The following is a 17,514-nucleotide window of genomic DNA, read 5'->3' on the forward strand; positions in this document are numbered from 1 at the left end:
ACTTGGGCCATCAGAGCTCGGATAGAAGAATGGGGAACCGGATCGTTTAAACGCAAACTCAATCAACAACCACCCCAACACAACAGTCACTTGACAGCAGCAAACATTTCATAGAAGTGGACGAGGCCACGAGTCCTGCAACACGGGACTCGTGGCCTCGTCCACTACCAAGTCGTCACTTGTTGTTCACGCGATGCTTACGCGTCGTTTGGCGATGTTGTTGATATCTCGCACGCCATCAGTAGTTGCGGTAGTCGATGATCACCATACAGTTCCCAACCGCCCGCGGTGGCGGGTGATTCCACCAGAACTGCCTCGCATGGTTCGATGATCTCCGCTGCTAACGTGGGATCGCCTTCGCGAAGGGACGCTTCGAGCAGACTTGGCCAACAGAGTCCAAGCATCCCCTTCGCCTCGTGTGGATCGCAAGCACTTGCCTGGATCAAGCGTTGCAGGTGTTCGAGCAAAGGTGGCACGTCGACATGAGTGAAGAGTACAATCATCCCATCTTTCCCCCAACCTACTCTGAGCCAATCTTCCTGTTGGTCGAGGTTCGTGGGACGCAGCATTCTCGGTGACACGAGCGCAGCGACATCAGACGGCAGATTCGCGAGCAGGAAATCCGATGAATCGCCCTGCACGATTTCAGGCGGCTTTATTTTGGTTCGTCCAAAGTCGATGATGAATGTCAACGGGCAGCGGTTCGACAATTGTCGTCCGATTGTTACTTGATCGCTCCTCGCCGCCTCGATGGACTCGGTCGTCTGGCTCGCTCGATACAAACCGGAAGGGCACCCTTGGATTTCGAGCGTTAAAGTGCTCGGCAGCCCTTTCGATGGCGAATTGGGTGCCGTTTTGGGTTTGGTTGACAAATCCTTCGGTTGCGTTTTTTGCAAGGGCGAGATCGACTGGCCCGCGGGAAAGGGATCCGGATCGGCCAGGGGTTCCGATATCGGCGGAGGCACGGCAGCAGAAACGGGAGAGTCCGACTCTTCCAAATCAACGGGATCGCGCGCGTCAGCGGGCCAGTCTAGCTCGGAGCATTCTTCAACCGTCTTCTGTTCCGCGGGCGATTCTTCTTCAAGCGACTCTATCGACGGCAGTTCTTTCTTGGTGGGCACCGTTGAAGGACCGATTTTTGCCGCCGCTGGCCCCTCTCGATCTCCGGTCGAGTCCTGTAATCGTCCGTCGGTGGAAAAAGACGATTCCAAGTGATAGACGAAGGTCTGGCTTCCGGCTCGAATCTGATCGCCATCGGTCAACGTCTTTTCGATCACCCTGACTTCGTTCACCCAGGTGCCGTTGGTCGATCGCAAATCCTCAACCCTACCGAGATCGCCTTCGAGCGAGATTCGAAAATGGTTCGACGACAAAACGCGGTCATCGGCAAAGATAATGTCGGCCTGTTCGCTACGCCCGAACGTCAGCTTCTCACCGCTACGCAGCAGCCATCTGGCCCCGGCTCGTGGCCCCGATTCAATAGCGATCACAACTCGCAAATTCTTTTCTTCCTGACGCGGCGATCACCGCAATGTTTGGAGTCCTTGTCAGAGAGACCCTCCAGCTCGTCTTGCCACTTATCCCTAAAGAAATTCGCATCCATTTTACGGCAATTGCATCCTGTTTTTGCCGCGATTTCTCACGAGAGAGCAGTATACTGTGGTGATCGAGCGCGGCAACCGTGCTGCGGCGTTTCGAACGTTCAATCAAATAGCAGAGGCGTACATTCGATGCGGGATAGCAGATCACCGGCACCGCGTGCCAGTTGGAGAAGATCTTCTCGTTCGGCATCACGCGTAACGAAGGCAGATGAGTTTGGTAGTCGAGGTCGCAGTCGACGTCAATTGCTGTTTCACGTCAGCGCGTTGGCGACACTGGCAATTGGCATGACCCTTATTTTGATTTGGTATTGGCGGCGGAGTCCAGACCACGATGTGCCACTGATCGTTGCTGCTGTGACCCAATCAGCACCCCGCCTTCCCTCTGACCCCTTGCCGGTTCCCCCCAACCCGTTCGCCAAAGAAGACGCCGAATACTTGCAAGCGTGGTTTAACCGCGACGCTCGCCAGCATGTTGAGTTTCTCAGCACTGTCGAAAACCAAACGGGATCGATGGAGCGGGCGGGAAACGACAGCGAGTGTCGTCTGTTGACGGCAATCACCGATCCCTTAACCACCGCGATTGCGGGCGGCCCCGGCGGCGACATGATCGTCTTGTTTGTTACCGCACAAGGCATCGTACACCAGGACCAACCTTACCTGCTGGTTGGCGACAGCGAACCGACTAGCCCATCCACATGGGTCTCCGTCGAAGAATTATTGCAATCGGTTCAACAGGCACTTGAAACGAGACGCGAAACCCACGCGACGGAGAAAACACGAGTCGTGCTTTTTCTCGATGGCACGCGTGGCGGGCCGATTTGGGATTGGGGAAAACTTGATGATTCGTTTACCGAAGCGGTGGGAAAAGTCGTCGATCGCGAGAGCAAAAATCGGATTGCCGTCATCGTTTCCAGTAGCGAAGGTGAGCGAAGTTGGTGTGACCCGCGGCGCGGACGAAGTTTGTTTGCCAAGGCCATCATCGCATCGTTGACTGGCAGCGCGAGTACCGGCAATGATCGCTATATCACGGTTGGTGAAATCGCCGACGATGTTCGTCGCCAAGTCTCTACCGACGCTCAAGCGATTTGGGACGCCAATCAACACCCGAAACTACTCAGCGAGCATGCTGCGTCTTGGCGGTTGATTCAAAAACCCGAGCCTGTGCCGAGTCCCGTTTTGCCGGACGTCGATGTGGACCAGTTGAAGAACGTCTTTGAACAAGTGGATCGGCTCTGGGATCGACACAACGAAATCGCCAAGAGAACGCATCCGCCGTTGGTGACGAATCCGTTGGCTTGGGGTGTTCTAGAAAAACAGCTTGCCCGACTAGACCAACTGGCCTTGGCGGGTCAGGCCTATGAATCGGATCGTGACCGTGTGATCGCAAACTGCGAGAAACTGCTGCGAGAACTCAGCAATGGGTCGTCTCGCATCCCAAAGCAAGAGGCTTTGCCGGAGTTGCAATTGGTCGACTATTTCGGGTGTGAGCCAGCGTCGGAACGGCTCGGTGCGACTCAGGAACGGGCGAATCAGGCCATCAAGGAGTTTACCGCCGCCTGGGAAAAAGAACCGGTTCCCGAGAAAATTCAGCTTGCAGCGGAGATTGACGAACAGCAGTTGACGGAGATTCTGTGGCCCTGGCTGATTAAAAAACAATTTGAATCCAACGCACTCACTGCCGCCGCTGGAATGCTTGATCGCGTGACCGTCGAATCGAACAAACCGAGCCGTTTGGTCGAAACGTACTTGATTCGATTGCTGTCTGCTCCTGATCTGCCACAGGTTGGTGGGATTCGAGCCAACGCGATCGTCGAATCCCATCGGGCCAGTCGTGGTGCGTTGTTAACAAAGGATCTTCGTGCGTCGTTCTGGATTCGCCAAGCCACCACGACGTTGGATTTCCAGCGAATGCGGTTTACCGATGCAGCCTTGGGGCACGGCGAATCCGGTGGTGCGGAAACGCAGCTTTCCCTATTGACGACCGCTGACTACCGGAAAATTCATGCACGCGGCGACATGGTTTCCGAAGCCTATCAGCTACGTGATCAAATGCTTCACGAAGTGCCGCGAATCGCCGAAACGTTGCTCTGGGACGTCGGTGCGTTTGGACAGCAGGAAGCATCGAGGGTATCGGCCAAGTTGATTCAAGATGCAATCGATAAGGTACGATGTTTGGCGGCTCGGTTGCGGCTGAAGGATGCGGTGAACCATTTGGGGATGATTGACGACCGCTCGTTCGCTCAGATCAATGATGCAAGGATGGCAGCCGACGTCGCGATGGATCGGCTGAGTTTGCGATTGAAAGAGCGAGTCGATGAGATTCGCGGAACGAAAGCGAGTGACGAACGCGGACTTCGTCAAGCCGTCGCTCTGTTGCAGGGGTCTGGTGTCCGAGATGCGCTTCAACGCGCCGGAATCCACCAAAGGTTGGTGGAAATGATTGGCAACAACCAATTGGACCTAACCGCTACCGAATCGCCCGAGAGTCCAACGCGGATCCCGGAATCGAACGGTCCGTGGCAACAGCAATTGCAGGAATCGGTACGGATCGAGAACCAACATGCTTGGGTCCATTGGCTTGACCAAACGCAGGATCTGACCTGTCCCGAAGCAGCCCCGACACCGACGGACAAAGAGGAAACCCCCGCATCCTCCGCTTCGCTCTCCTCCGAAGGAGTTTTGCTTCGCAACAAGATTGTCGAGCTTGGCAACCAAGATTTTGGTAACGTGTCGGGCAGACCCGAAGAGCTCAGCAGCAGCGGCGAGCGTCTGGCGTCCGTTCGTCAGGACATCGACGATCAAGAAACTCAATTGCGATGCCAGACCGTCATCCTGAGTGATCGCCCAAAATCGATGCAGCGTGCCATCGAACAGCGATTCGAACTGGATTTGCAGTTGTTTGTGATGGAGCAAGCGGCCCGAACATTGCGTGAACGTTGGTGTGAGGCGCGAGAAGGTGAAGAACCGTTCTTTGTCCAAGCTACCGATCGGCTGCTTGGGATCAAAGCGTTCAAGCCGTTACCTCCGATCCTCGACGGCAGCGATCTGCAGCAACGATTAGCGGATGCAAATCAGGCTGCGACCGAAAACGCCACACTCAATGCAAGCCCCACCGAGCGGTCTGAGCAACGACCGCTGCTGCGGCAGGTCAGTGGAAAGGCGGTCACGTTTCAATTGCCGGCCCCCAGGATCCTACCGCCCGGAGATGTTTCCGTATGGACGAATCAAGATTCGGAGCGACTATCGTTGGACGAAGCGGCCAACGAATCGCTGACCACCTCGTTTACGGTGTCCGACGATATTTCGAGCGTCGACGACACCTTCGTCGTCGAGTCGTTCTTTCGTGGACTGCGTCGTCGTGGTGGGCTGACGTTTCGCCGAATTCGCGATCCGCAAACGGTGTTGTTTGAGCTTCCCCATTACGGCCCACCCACGGCGTTCGTGCAAGCGGCCCAACAGGATGCGGAAAAGATCGTGTTGGTCTTCGATTGCTCTGGTTCAATGGACATCAATAAACTTGATGCAGCTCGCGGCGCCGTGAAGCAATTCCTCAAGAGTCTGCCAGCAAAGACCCGTGTTGGGATGGTGCTGTTTGGACACCGATACGGTTGGGTTCAAACGGTTGGAGCAGACGGTAAGAAGGATATCATGGTGAGAGACGAGGTGGACCCCAAGCGATATCAAGCCTACACGATTCGTGGAGGGCAGAAGGTCCGTTTGGCATCCATCCGCGTCGATGATCGCAGCGCGTCGCACAATCCAAATTTTGATGTCGAAGCGAAAGTTGACTTGGCTCCACTTGAAGATGCTCGCTTACAGCTACTCGTGTCGGAACTGGACAATCTATCTGCCGTAGGGGTGACGCCAACCTATCAAGCGATCAACAAAGCCTACGGCATGCTGGGTCTTGGCGACGGACGGATTATCGTCGTGACCGATGGCGTACCGTTTTGCGTTGGCGTCGAAACGGCTTCTTTCCGTGATCAAGCGGTTGCGAATCGGGCGAGTTATCCGAACGTCAACTTGCATATTGTGAACTTTGCCAACACGAATCCTCAAGCCGACCTGAACCTTGCGTTTCCGAATTGTGTGGTCAAAGCGAAGGACGGAGACGAGTTGATTGACAAGCTTCAAAATCTAAGGTTTCGACCGCAATCGGTCTGGAAACGAGACGGCAGAATCCAAAGTGAGGAAGTTGAATTGGGCTCCACGATGGTTCTCGATCAGTGGCCCCCACCTCGACAGGGGAATCTCAAAGGGCAACCCGTGCGGCCGGCCCTGCCGTACGAGATCGAAGCACAAACCAGCGAGACGGAAACGGCCTCAACGGAAGTCCGTGTCGAAGGAGGCGAAGCGTTCGTTCTGCAACTGCGTGGTGGTCGACTGGCCCATGTTCCCTTCCCTCGTCGACTGAATGTGTTTCGGGAATTGGAAGTCGACGGCAGTGACAGCAATCGCTACTCCGTGATTGCACTCCCACCGGACGTGAACAACAATCGGAAACTGACATTGAAATTGGTGATTGAGAATACGTCGTCGGAAAGTTTCACGCCGCGACCGAGTGACGTATGGATCGATCTGGTTGGAGTTGACGCTGAGCGTCGTCGAACGATCAGCTATTCGATCAACCAGCAAGAGTTCGAGGTGTCGCGTGGCGTTCCTGTCTTAGTTTGTCGCGTCGACGATTGGCCGGACTGGGCGAACAACGTCCACATCGAGGCGTGGCTTCGTTTCGGAGACCCTGAGGCCAGTCGCGAACCCTTGCCACTTCGATCAGAAAGCAGCGTGGCATTGGATTCGGTCCCGGGGGTAAGTTTCCGTGTTGAACGCCAGCGAGAACCCAAGTTACAACTATCGATAACGGAAACCTATGCCGCCGATTCACCGGTGAAATCGGTTCGTCTGCTTTCGCAGCCACTTCCCAATCGACAGACAACGCGCGTGTACCCCAAAGAGGGTGTTGTCGAAGAAGTTCTCGAGTATGACCGACCGCCTGAAAATCTAGAGGTGTTCGTCACCAAGCGAGGTGAGATCACCGACTCCGCTCCGGTACACGCCCGAGGCAGCATCTCCATCTCTGGTCGCTAAGCCACGACCGGAAAACACGGGCACCCTTCGCAGCTAAAAATCGCGTATTTGCATGACTTCGTAGAGCGATAGACGACAAGCAATGCCGCTGGAACCCAAACAGCGAAAAAGTGCGATGTTTCCCTGCAATGCTGACAACAAATCTAGCCTTCGAACGATGACAGTCTGTAGGGAAACTGACAGACCTTTCTTCGTCCGCAAAAGGGGAGCAATGCTATGACCATTCACTACCGAGATGATAGCGACCACGTGACTCATCAAGTTTGGGCTCAGCAACAAGCGAGTTCTTGTGCCATTGCGAGTATCTGGATGGCTCGTAATCAAGCGTTACAAATGACCGTTAACGAGGCGGAGTGGGCGTTGGCTTGGCGGACGTATCACCAAGTTGTCGCCGGGCTCGTCGCAGTCCCTGAAGCACCGGCCCCCATGTCCCTTAGCCCCGGCGCTCACCAGAATAACCAGGAGACGTTTGGGAATATGTTCGCGAACTTCGGCACCTTCATGGGGCAAGTGGCACAGGCGATCCGGAACGATGGATTGACCGTGACACACTTGACGAATTTCACGCGGGGGAACACCGTCGATGGGGCTAGGCTGAGCGACACGGCGCCCGCGATCGTTTTGCTCGGTTGGTACGAGGGTAGCACTCGCAACGGAGGCCACTTCATCGTTGCTTCACGAAGAGCGACATCGGGAAAGATCGTCTATTTAGATCCTGCGGGCGGAAGACTCCGCGAACTCGGTGTCGGCCCTGTCTACCTCGGAAACGGGCGTTTCGAGCAGATTATCTACATTACCGCGTAGTGCAGCTTCGACGCATTCTAGAGCCTTCGGGTTCGCGAGGAAGAAATGCTACGTTAAGAGCCGTCAACTCATTTTGGAATAGCCAGCGAGTCCCTATGCCGGCGAAACGAGCGCTAACCCGGATGATTCGTTGGAGTGGTAGGCTTTAGCCGATTACGTGCTGGATCCTTGCTGAATCGGCTAAAGCCTACGACTCCAACGTGCGCAGTCTGTTTTTGACTCAATCGGAACGGTCCGCCATGATTGTGGCTTCGTCGCCTGATGCAAAAAAAAATGGCCGCTGACATGGTCAGCGACCTCCCTCGCAGTGTCGATCAGATTAGGATTCGCCCTCTTCAACTTTCCAGCTGTACTCGACGTTGCCTTTCTTCTTGCCTGCACTGTCGTTTTCGGTGTAGGTCACTTTGATTTCTTCAAAGTTCAGTGAGAAATTCTCGGTCGGCACATCGTCGGCTTGTCCAGCACCGCCGATTTGATAACTGGTGACCGAAACATTCTTCAGTTCGTAGCGATAGTAGGTCACTCGGCCGGCATCGGTGTAGGATGCAGTGAGTTCGATCTCGACCTTCGGGAAAACCTTACCCTTGCATACCGCTTCGGCAATTTTCGGGCTGGACTTGTCCAGTTCCTTGACACACTGGATGTCTTCCAAGATCGTGTCGCCGCGACGGCGCGTGGACCCCGTCGCTCCGCCACCTGGTTTATGAACCCCCTGGCTAAACGATAACAAATCGCTCCACTTTTTGTGATCCTTGTCGAGGCATTCGCCATCAACGCCATCGAATTTAATGTAAGCAGCCATTTGATTCTTCCTCTGGTTAAAACCGGGTTGGAACGTGATTTCGAAGGCGTTTGCCCCCGTGATATCACTGTTCTCGTGGCTTCGTCAAATTAGTTGCGTCTCGAATGAAAAGAAACGGAAACTACTTTGATTCTGCGGCGGCTGGCGAAAGTGATAGCGATGGCTTTCCGCCTGCGACATCAATCTTCAACCCGGACCAAACGTACGTTCGAGTGGAATTGTTCACCGTGCCCTGGAACGTCAACGTGTACTCACCGGCCGGAACATTTGAAAAATCGAAGGCCGGGTTCGCACCGCCGACTTCAATCGTATCACCTGGTCGGATCTTGTCCGGCGCAGGCGACAGAACCAATTTGCCTCGCATCGCACTGCGGCTTTCAATCCGCCCCTTGATCCGGCCGAGCATAGGCGGCGCGGCAACCAGCGGTTTTGCACCGGCAGGAGGATTTGCCTGAGCGTTCATCTCAGCCGAAGCGGGGGCCGGTTTTGGCTTGGGGGGTCGAGCCTTGACATCGACAGCATCGCTGGCTCCCTGGCTGGCCAATCCAACAGCATCCCAAGCCTGCACCGCAATCGCAAACCGGCCTACCTTCTCTGGCGTAAACGTTCGCAACGCCCGCGGAATTCGAGGCAAGTTATTGGCTTGTTCCGAGACGAACGTGCGGTCATTTGTGTCTGGTTTTCCATCGCCGTTCTGATCGACACCGACTACGACCCGGCTGATACCGGACGACGCATTGTTGCGGATCACGTCTGCGCAATCCACATTCCAAGTGACCGACTCGCCAAGGTAGGGCGTGTTAAAGTTGCTCGGTCGCGGTCGCTGAACCTGCGGTGGTGTTGTGTCGAGCGTCAGTTCAAAGGCGGAGCGTTTGACCTCGTCCTTAATCTGGATCTCGGCTTGAAAAGAAATTTGATCATCCGCCCGTTTAGCTTCCGACGTCCACACCTCCGTCAAATCATTCACGTCAGTCGTCAGTTCGATTTGGCCACCGTCGCCGATCGAATTGGCCAAGGTGGAAACGATGCGATCGGTCCAATACCGCCGCTGGGTATGGCTATCAACGAGTAATCGAATTTCTGGCGTCGAACGATCCTCGTAAAGATCGGCGGACAGATCCGCGCTAATCACGGTCGTTAGTGACTGACCATTGCCACGAAAGAAGACACGGCTTGGGAAGTAGACGGTGGTAGCTGAGATGGGCAAATCGTCCGCGCTAAGGCTCGTTGGTGTGTCACCGTAGTCGATCGAAACGGAAGAAAAATCGATTGTATCCCAGCGTGTGCGCGTATTGCCGCGGCCTCCTTCATGATGACTGATCGCACGGCGGATCGCTCGTGGCCAACCATCGACATCCAACCGCACGTTGGTCTCATTGCGATTGGGCACGAGAACTTCCATTCGCCTCGCGATCGTTCCCGGAGAAAGCAGGATCGATTGTTCACGCCGCGGACCAGTCGAATCTCGCTCAAAGCGGTCCCACTGGTCATCTTGCGTCCAACGAACCGTCACGGGCGTCATCTTAATCTCAGGGATCTCGTCGAGGGATTGATCGCCATCGATTTTGGACTTCAGCGTAGCATCCACGGTCACCTCTCCAGCACGGAATTGCAGCGACGTGATCTCGACGTAGTCCTCTGGGGACCAAGGTCTTGGGATCAGCCAAACAATCTCGTCATTTCCCGGCTTTGCATTCCCGGATTCGTCAAGCAATCGAACCACCAAGGCCATGCCATGCGAAACATCCACATCGGTAACATTCGCTGGCGGACTTGCCGCGGTCGCATTCGCAGCAGTTGCTGAGTCTGCGCTGGGTGGCGGATTCCAGGTCAGTGGAGTCCGTTCTTCCCCCGATCCCAAACTCAATTCCGCAGGTCCTTTCAAAACTTGGGCTCCAGACAACACGCGCGCGTCCACTCGTCCATTGGCATTGAGCAGCGGTGATTCTAGCGCACCGATTCGGTGGGCCAGTAGGTCTGGCCAGTACGCACTGATCTTCTCGCCGACAAAAGGGTTCTTTAGCTTGAGGAGCCAAACACGAGCCCGCGCCGGTCGTCCCGATTCATTGAACAACGACAACGAGAACGACGTCCTACGCGACGCAAACGTACGTAACCAAACGCCCCCAGCAAGGTTGTCATTGCCACTGACCACTTCTTTGCTCAGCCCTTCCGTCATCACCGCAACACGCACTTGGTCCGACTGGGGCAATCGGACTCCGAGCACCCTTGTGGACTCCAGTTGCTTAAGTGCCGGATCCATTGCTTGATCGATCGGCTCGATTCGAATTGCCACCTGGGTCGCAGATGAGGATTCATCACGCTCGCGCAACGCACGCAAATCCAAACGAGCCACTCCGGTGTCGCGAGCCGACACGGTTAGCGTGATGGTGTCGTCGGTTGCGGTTTTTTGTACTCCGCTGCCAGCTCGCCAGGTCAATTCCAATGGCGGCTTCGAGAAACCCAATTGATCCAGTTGTCGTTGACGGGCAATGATCCGATAGGAAGACGTGCGGTCACTGTCGGGTTGGACCTCCACCTGCAGAGAGTCCATTGTCGCTTGCATCGTCAGTTCGTTGTTTTGGATCGGTCGATCGGAGGCATCCAAAATACGTGCTTTCGGATCTCGCACGCGAGGAGCCGCGACGACGCGGTGAATGATGGGGCTCAAATGATCCTCGGCGTCGGCATCCGAGGGAGCAATCCGCAACGCAGCAGCAAAATGATTGCGAAATCCGGAGTCGGCTGCTCGCAAATGGTCGCTGAGCAGAGTGTAGGATTTCACGTCCGGCAGCTCTCTTTGCGAACCTGGCTCCAATGCGACAAACCGACTATAGTCGCGTTTCAAAGGCAACAATTGGTTACTGACAATCGCATTCGGAGGTGTCTGAGCACTCAGTTCACTCGATGCGATGCGGATTTCAATCGACTGGGTGTCAACACGTTCGATCCTGGTCGCAGCCAACTTTTCAATGATCTTTCTGCGTAGCTTTCCACTGGGTAGCGGGCTTCGCAACCAAGCCTGGGCCCGCCGGATCACGGGCCACGAGTTGCCTTCGTCGACCCTACCGAACTGTTCTAGCAAGTTCGCAATCTTCTCTTGAACCTCGCTGTCGGATTGCGTGATCAACGATCGAATCAGACGAGTCTGCTCTTGCATTTCCGTCACATCAACATGATTGCCACTCGGTTGTGCATTCTGTTCGGCGAGTAGGTGTTCGGCCTCGGTGAGCGTTTTCGGCCAATCGAAATCATCGGCGAGCGAAGGACTTTTGCTGAGAATCGCCTGCTCGCGGTACAGCAGGCGGCTGTACAATCGCGACCGGGCGACAGCGATGACCAACTGCAATTCATTCGCGGCACGCACTTGTTCGTCGACGATCGGATTACTCGGTCGCGCCGTGCGCCAACGGCTTGCCAATTCGAGAACCAGCACGTCGCTGTAGTCCGATGGGTCGCCCGTTTGATCGATTGTTTGGTTGCGAGCGGATTCGACTGAGCGAATCAGGAGGCCTAGGTCGTTGGTCGTCTGGACTAGCCGATCGACTTTGGATTGATCTGCATTGGGGTCAAGCGTTTCGATATCGGCGTGCAGGATCTCCACAATCAGCCGCTGCCAAAGTTGCGGAGCGATTGCGATCGGGTGGGGACGGTCGAAGGTTGAATTTGTTTCCAACCAATCCCGGTAGTCCCAAAAACTATTTGGCGAGGACGTGGCCTCCGGCACCTCTGAGTCCGTCATCGTGTCGGCCGATGTTTCTGGCGTGCCACTCGCATCGCCCGCTGCTTGTGCTGGCCCGCCCGCTGCTTGTGCTGGCCCGCCCGCTGCTTGTGCCGGCCCGCTCGCTGTTCCATCGGCTGCGGGTCGTGCCGTGTCCGGTTGCTCGTCAGCGCCGAGCGCCGGCGGCGGCTTGATTGGCGTTTGATAACGTACCGGTCGGATCTGCATGGAAACGGAATCGCTCGCAGCATCACCCGTCGGATTATCCGTCGTTCCATCAACATTCTTTTGGGGTGACTGATCGTTCGTCTCGGTGTCGTCGATTGGCTCCGGTTCCACCGCAGGCATTGAGCTTGTGATCCACACCTTTTCGATTTCGGATTGCTTGGTGATTCGCCCAATGCCGCCACGCAGCATCATGATTTGCGGACACTCCGCATCGCCACGTTGCTCAAGCCGTTTGTATCGGGCGGCCATGTAGTTGCAAAGTTCGTCAAGGCTGATCTCATAGTCGTCATTGAAATTTGCCTCACCACCGAGTGCGTCGATCAGTGTTGCGGTTGAGATTGGTAAGTTCGCCTCGGTGTTCCAACCGACGTTTTGAAGTGGTCCACGAGTCACCATCACCCACAACGAATCGACATCAGGACCCTTTAGGTTTGCCACGACATTCGACAAGTTCGCAAAGGCCTGATCATCGGATTGGCCCAATCGCGGCAGAGTTGCGAATGGTTCGATGTCCAGCACGACCAATCGTGTCCCTGTAAACTGCGCAGGGGCATCCGCAGCCATTGGGGCGAGTAGTTCGGTCAGGGGCAGCAAGCCTTTGGGTGTATCGGATTCGGTGCCCGGCTGCAAATCACTGCATGCGATCATCGGTTCGCCATCGGGTCCGGCCAGCAAATAGCCTCTGACGATGACCAAAACACAATCGTCTGAATCGCTCAGACGTTCCTTCAGCTCCGTGGTGGACTGAAGCTGCTCTTGAATCGAAGCGGCGGTTCCATTGATCTCCACTGCCTTTAGGTTTGTGACGATTGCTTCGGTCGCAGATGCGCCGTACATGGTCGGCATGATGACATCGCCATCGAGCGAACCGGGCTGAATCAGGAACGCCCTTAGCTCTCGGGCGGGCTGACGACGTAGCCAGAAGTAAACGAGCCATGCCAACAGCAACAGTGCGATCAAGGTAAACAGGATGCGACCGATCCAGCGGTTGCCACCGGAGGATTGCGTTTGACGCCAAGATTTTCGTTCGCTGTAAACGCTCGAGTTGCTCATCAGCCATGCCTGGGAAGAGAGTTTTGTGCCAGGAGTCACTATTTACTATCTTAGAGGGGGTGGCGTACGCCACCTAGTAGGCTCGCCACCCAAAAACTGTTAAACTAAGGTCGTCAGTCTTGGCCAATCGAGAAGCGTCGCGGTTTCTTGAAACGAAAGTCGGCAAGGTTTTCGTGATCTGGTTTGACCACGGAAAGTGTTTGCGACGTGCGCGAGCGGTCGTTGCAGCCAAGCCGCCCAAAGAACAACGCCGATGTGTCACCTTATTCCTCTCGGTTCTCTGGAAAAAAAGCAATGCAAAACGAGCAGGTCGCATGGCTGGAGGGAATGTTTCTTCGGCCACATCACATGCAGGCTGCTGAGCGTAGCTTGACCGATTTGGTGGGTAACCAAGTCGCGTTGGATCATGGCTACAGTTACGGATTGCGGCAAATCAGTTTTAGCAAAGAAGCGATTGCTAATGGCCAGTTTGAATTGAGCGAGTGCAAGGCGAGGTTACGTGATGGAACCATCATTTGGTTGTCCACCGGAGAGGAACCCGATCGTAAGGACTTAGGAAAATCGGCATCCATCCGAGCCAAGGACCTTTCACAGGCGTTCGAAGAGGACGAGTCGATCGACGTCTTTCTCGCAGTCCCCAAACTGCGTCTTGGGCGTGCGAACCTGCTTGGTCAGCGCGGAGGCGAGCATCGCTATGTATCTCGGGATTCGGACGTGCCGGACGAGAACGCGGGTGGCAATGAGCAGGAGATTCAGCAGCGGTCATTGAATGTGCAATGTTTGCTGGGCACGGAGAACTTAGCGGGTTTCGAGACGATCCCAATCGCGAGAATCAAGCGTAGCGGTGCGACCGAGGCGGCACCGGAATTGGATGCTGATTACATCCCGCCGCTGTTAGCCTGCGACGCTTGGCCCGAACTGGCTCGCGATTACGTTCGAGCGGTTTACGACATCATCGGACAGAAGATCGAGGTACTCAGTGCCCAAGTCACGAGCCGCGGGATCATGCAGGGAGCTTTGGAAGCGGGCGACATTAGTCGCTTGCTGATGCTTCATTCGCTCAATCAAGGCTTTGCTTCTTTGCGATCCTTGGCGTTTGCCGGCGGCGTGCATCCGTTGATTGCTTATACCGAATTGTGTCGGATTGTCGGGTCATTGTCGATTTTCCGAAGTGACCGCCGGCCCGGTGAGATTCCGTTGTACGACCATGACGATTTGGCCCGGATTTTTCGCTGGGTTCGCGAAGAAATTCGATCGCTGATTACCGAGGTGCAGGAATACAAGTACGAACGTCGCGACTTTATCGGTGCGGGCCGCGGCTTGGAGGTTTCCCTGAGTCAAAAGTGGCTCGGACGTGATTGGGAATGGTACATTGGTGTGCAGCACCAACAAATCAGTGCTCAGGAGATCCGCGAGCTGCTGTCGCCAAAAGGATTGGATTGGAAGCTGGGCAGCAGTGAAAAAGTGGACTACATGTTCAAATTTCGTGTTCCTGGTTTGATGATCGAAGAGACCTCTGCACCAAGAGTCTTGCCGCAAGGCAGCAATTGGATCTTCTACAAAGTCAAACGTAGCGGTTTGATTTGGGATCAACTGCAGTCACAGGACACGCCGACATTGGGGGCACGATTCAACGAGAACTTGATTGAGAATCTTGATACGCTGCAAGGTCAAAAGGATTTGCACATCAACGCGAACAACATTTGTGGAATCATCCGTTTGAGTTTGTTTGCCGTTCCGCAGGGTCAGTAGGTTAGCATCGTGCGGACAATGAAAGAGGGTGTGGATCTTGTTCAAGGTCCACGATATCGATGGTTCGTCATGAACTCCACTACAAGTCCTGGCCGCTATTAACCGCTTGAAAGCTTCATTTTCATGTCACCCGAGTTTTCCGCTGCTGTTGATCCGATCTTCACCTATGTTTTGTCCGTCATGGACGAAATCGAGGCCGGTCGTGCTCCGCTGCCCGAGGACATCAGCGTGCGTGTGCGAGGGGTGATCGATCATGCGGAAAATCGACTCGGATCACGACCTGATTGGGAATTGGCGAAGTATGCACTTGTCGCTTGGGTCGATGATCTGCTGATCGAAGCACCTTGGGAGGGGCGCACTTGGTGGGAAGAGAACCGGCTGGAGTTTCAGCTGTTCCGCTCAGGCGATGCGTTCACTGCATTTTACTTGCAGGCTAAGAAGGCGAGCGAGTTTCCCAAGAAGGATGCGTTAGAAGTCTTTTACGTTTGTGTCGTGCTTGGCTTTCGCGGCTTGTACGGTGACCCAAGTGCGGTGGAGCATGCCGAGGAATTCGGGTTACCACGATCGCTTGATGATTGGGCGCGGCGAATGGCGATGTCCATCCAACTTGGCCAAGGCCGTCCGCAGCTATTGGAACTTGGCCGTCCCGGCCCCGGTGCACCGCCACTGGAAGGAAAATACTTAGTGATCGCATTGGGACTGTTTTTTATCATGCTCGCGTCGATCACCGCCGCGCTGGCGTATCATATTCTGTGGCCCTCACCGTGAGATTTCACGCATGCATGCCCTTCGAAGCTTTATCGATTTGATCCTCTATCCGTTCCGGATGTTGGCTCGAATCCCCAGCAACGTGATCAGTTCTCCCAAACGGATGCTGGGGCTACCGCTACCAGTGCGCGTCGCACTGCTGCTGTTCGTCAGCTTGTTGACGATCGCAATTGTGCGTTGGGTTTTGTATTGGTTCATGCCCAGCAGGATGCAAGGCGAGGTCTTCTTTGATGGCGAGTTCTTTGCGATTTTGTTGTTGGTCTTCATCATCCCCTGCACGGTTTGGTACACGCTTAAGTTGTGGCTTGAAGGCGAACCGTCACCCTATCCGGAAATCGACCGGGTTTGGAAGGAAGCGGTCAAAGCGATGGGGGTTCAATCCATCAATCCCTCGGAAACTCCGATTTTTCTGGTACTTGGTCCGGGTGATGTGGTTTCCGCCACTGCCTTCATGTCGGCATCGAACTCAAAGTTTTCGGTCCATGTCCCGAGTGGTCCCGGCCCGCTGCATGTGTTTGCAAATCCGCAGAGCATCTATGTGGTTTGTACCGAGTGTTGCTGTTTGGGGCACTTGCTGAGCGAGGGCGGAATGCTGGCTGCTGCGACCGGCGGCGTTCCCGCGGCTGCGGGGCCAGCCAAGCCAGCCTATGATCCTGCTCGAACGCTGCAAGTGGGTTCCGTCACGTCAGATCCCTATGCGGAACCACAGCTTGGCGGAGATTCCTCGGACCCCGTTACGCCGTTCAGCGTTCCTGGGGCCGCGAATTTGCAGCCGCCATCAAGTGGTGGGGGTGGCGGAGCGAACGATGGGATCCGCGGCACGATGATGGTTGGCATGCCCGGTGCCGAAGGACCTGCATTGCAGGGAAAACCGTCCGCAACGCCCCGGTTGGCAATTTCTCAATCGAGTGAGGCTTCGGCCCTCTTGGCTTACCTTTGCCGATGCATCCGTAGAGTTCGAGATCCAATGTGTCCGATCAACGGAGTGTTGGTCACCACGCCATTTCATTTGCTTGCCGACGGAACCGGTGAAGCGGTGACTCAATTACAAACAGCGATCAAAGCAGACTTGGCTACGATCCGTGGCGCCGCACGGGTGCGATGTAGCGTGACGCATATCGTCGACGCAATGGAAGAGGAATCGGGATTCCGAGAACTTGTGCGTCGGGTGGGAACCGGTCGTGCTGCCACGCAGCGCTTCGGAAAAGGATTCGGACTTTGGAATCCGGCGAAAGTGGATCAATTGGATGCCGTCGTGAAGCACGCGTGCGGTGCCTTCGAAGATTGGTCGTACCTGTTGTTTCGAGAGGAGGATGGGCTCAGCAAACGAGGCAACCGGCACTTGTACGGATTGTTGTGCCGAATTCGCTCAAATTTCTTGCCACGACTCACACATCTGATCCAATCCTCCTATGGACTGGATCCAGGGGCGACTGCGCTGTCGAGCCGTGAGCCGCTGTTGTTTAGCGGTTGCTACTTCGTCGCAAGTGGTCAAACGCCGGACCGGCAAGCCTTTCTGGCCAGCGTCTTTCGGAAATCTCGCGAAGAAGAAGAGGAGTTGGAGTGGGGTAGCGAAGCGATGAACGAAGAGCAGCGCATGCAGGGCATTGTCAAGGTGCTCTCGATCTTGAACGGGATGTTGATCGCCGCCATGATTGCCCTGCTCATTTTTTGGAAGCTCAAACCAACGTAACGGT

Annotated in this window: 9 protein-coding genes; 5 read left to right on the forward strand and 4 right to left on the reverse strand. The window is 55.3% G+C overall.

Going from position 1 to position 17,514, the window contains the following annotated elements:
- Window positions 1-197: 197 nt before the first annotated feature.
- Together Poly41_RS27470 and Poly41_RS34435 are read right to left on the reverse strand one after the other, a co-directional pair.
- Window positions 198-1,490 (reverse strand): FHA domain-containing protein, encoded by a 1,293-nt coding sequence (locus tag Poly41_RS27470; RefSeq protein ID WP_197231688.1) that lies wholly within the window; start codon window positions 1,488-1,490, stop codon window positions 198-200.
- Complete coding sequence (locus Poly41_RS34435) at window positions 1,477-1,791, reverse strand: hypothetical protein (protein WP_197231689.1); 315 nt, start codon at window positions 1,789-1,791, stop codon at window positions 1,477-1,479. Before Poly41_RS34435 ends, Poly41_RS27470 begins: the two co-directional genes overlap by 14 nt.
- Before the next feature lie 95 nt (window positions 1,792-1,886).
- Here Poly41_RS34435 and Poly41_RS27475 point away from each other — a divergent pair, with 95 nt between their 5' ends.
- Both Poly41_RS27475 and Poly41_RS27480 read left to right on the forward strand, forming a co-directional pair.
- Window positions 1,887-6,689, forward strand: coding sequence for a vWA domain-containing protein (locus Poly41_RS27475; protein ID WP_197231690.1), 4,803 nt, complete (start codon window positions 1,887-1,889; stop codon window positions 6,687-6,689).
- A gap of 216 nt (window positions 6,690-6,905) precedes the next feature.
- Window positions 6,906-7,493 carry a hypothetical protein gene (locus tag Poly41_RS27480; RefSeq protein WP_146530582.1) on the forward strand — a complete coding sequence of 196 codons (588 nt, stop codon included), beginning with the start codon at window positions 6,906-6,908 and terminating at the stop codon, window positions 7,491-7,493.
- Between the two features lie 319 nt (window positions 7,494-7,812).
- Here Poly41_RS27480 and Poly41_RS27485 read toward each other — a convergent pair whose 3' ends face one another.
- Together Poly41_RS27485 and Poly41_RS27490 are read right to left on the reverse strand one after the other, a co-directional pair.
- Window positions 7,813-8,295, reverse strand: a complete 483-nt coding sequence (locus tag Poly41_RS27485) for an Hcp family type VI secretion system effector (RefSeq protein WP_146530583.1) — start codon at window positions 8,293-8,295, stop codon at window positions 7,813-7,815.
- Window positions 8,296-8,416: 121 nt separating this feature from the next.
- Window positions 8,417-13,336 (reverse strand): hypothetical protein, encoded by a 4,920-nt coding sequence (locus Poly41_RS27490; protein WP_197231691.1) that lies wholly within the window; start codon window positions 13,334-13,336, stop codon window positions 8,417-8,419.
- Between the two features lie 255 nt (window positions 13,337-13,591).
- Between Poly41_RS27490 and tssK the strand changes: the two genes are divergently transcribed.
- From tssK to Poly41_RS27505, 3 genes are all read left to right on the forward strand, one after another.
- Window positions 13,592-15,049 carry a type VI secretion system baseplate subunit TssK gene (gene tssK / locus Poly41_RS27495; RefSeq protein ID WP_146530585.1) on the forward strand — a complete coding sequence of 486 codons (1,458 nt, stop codon included), beginning with the start codon at window positions 13,592-13,594 and terminating at the stop codon, window positions 15,047-15,049.
- Window positions 15,050-15,172: 123 nt separating this feature from the next.
- Complete coding sequence (locus tag Poly41_RS27500; protein ID WP_146530586.1) at window positions 15,173-15,817, forward strand: DotU family type IV/VI secretion system protein; 645 nt, start codon at window positions 15,173-15,175, stop codon at window positions 15,815-15,817.
- Between the two features lie 10 nt (window positions 15,818-15,827).
- Window positions 15,828-17,510: a type VI secretion protein IcmF/TssM N-terminal domain-containing protein gene (locus Poly41_RS27505; RefSeq protein ID WP_146530587.1), complete on the forward strand. Its 1,683-nt coding sequence runs from the start codon at window positions 15,828-15,830 to the stop codon at window positions 17,508-17,510.
- Window positions 17,511-17,514: the final 4 nt, after the last annotated feature.

The sequence above is a fragment of the Novipirellula artificiosorum genome, assembly GCF_007860135.1.
Classification (GTDB): Bacteria; Planctomycetota; Planctomycetia; order Pirellulales; family Pirellulaceae; genus Novipirellula_A; species Novipirellula_A artificiosorum.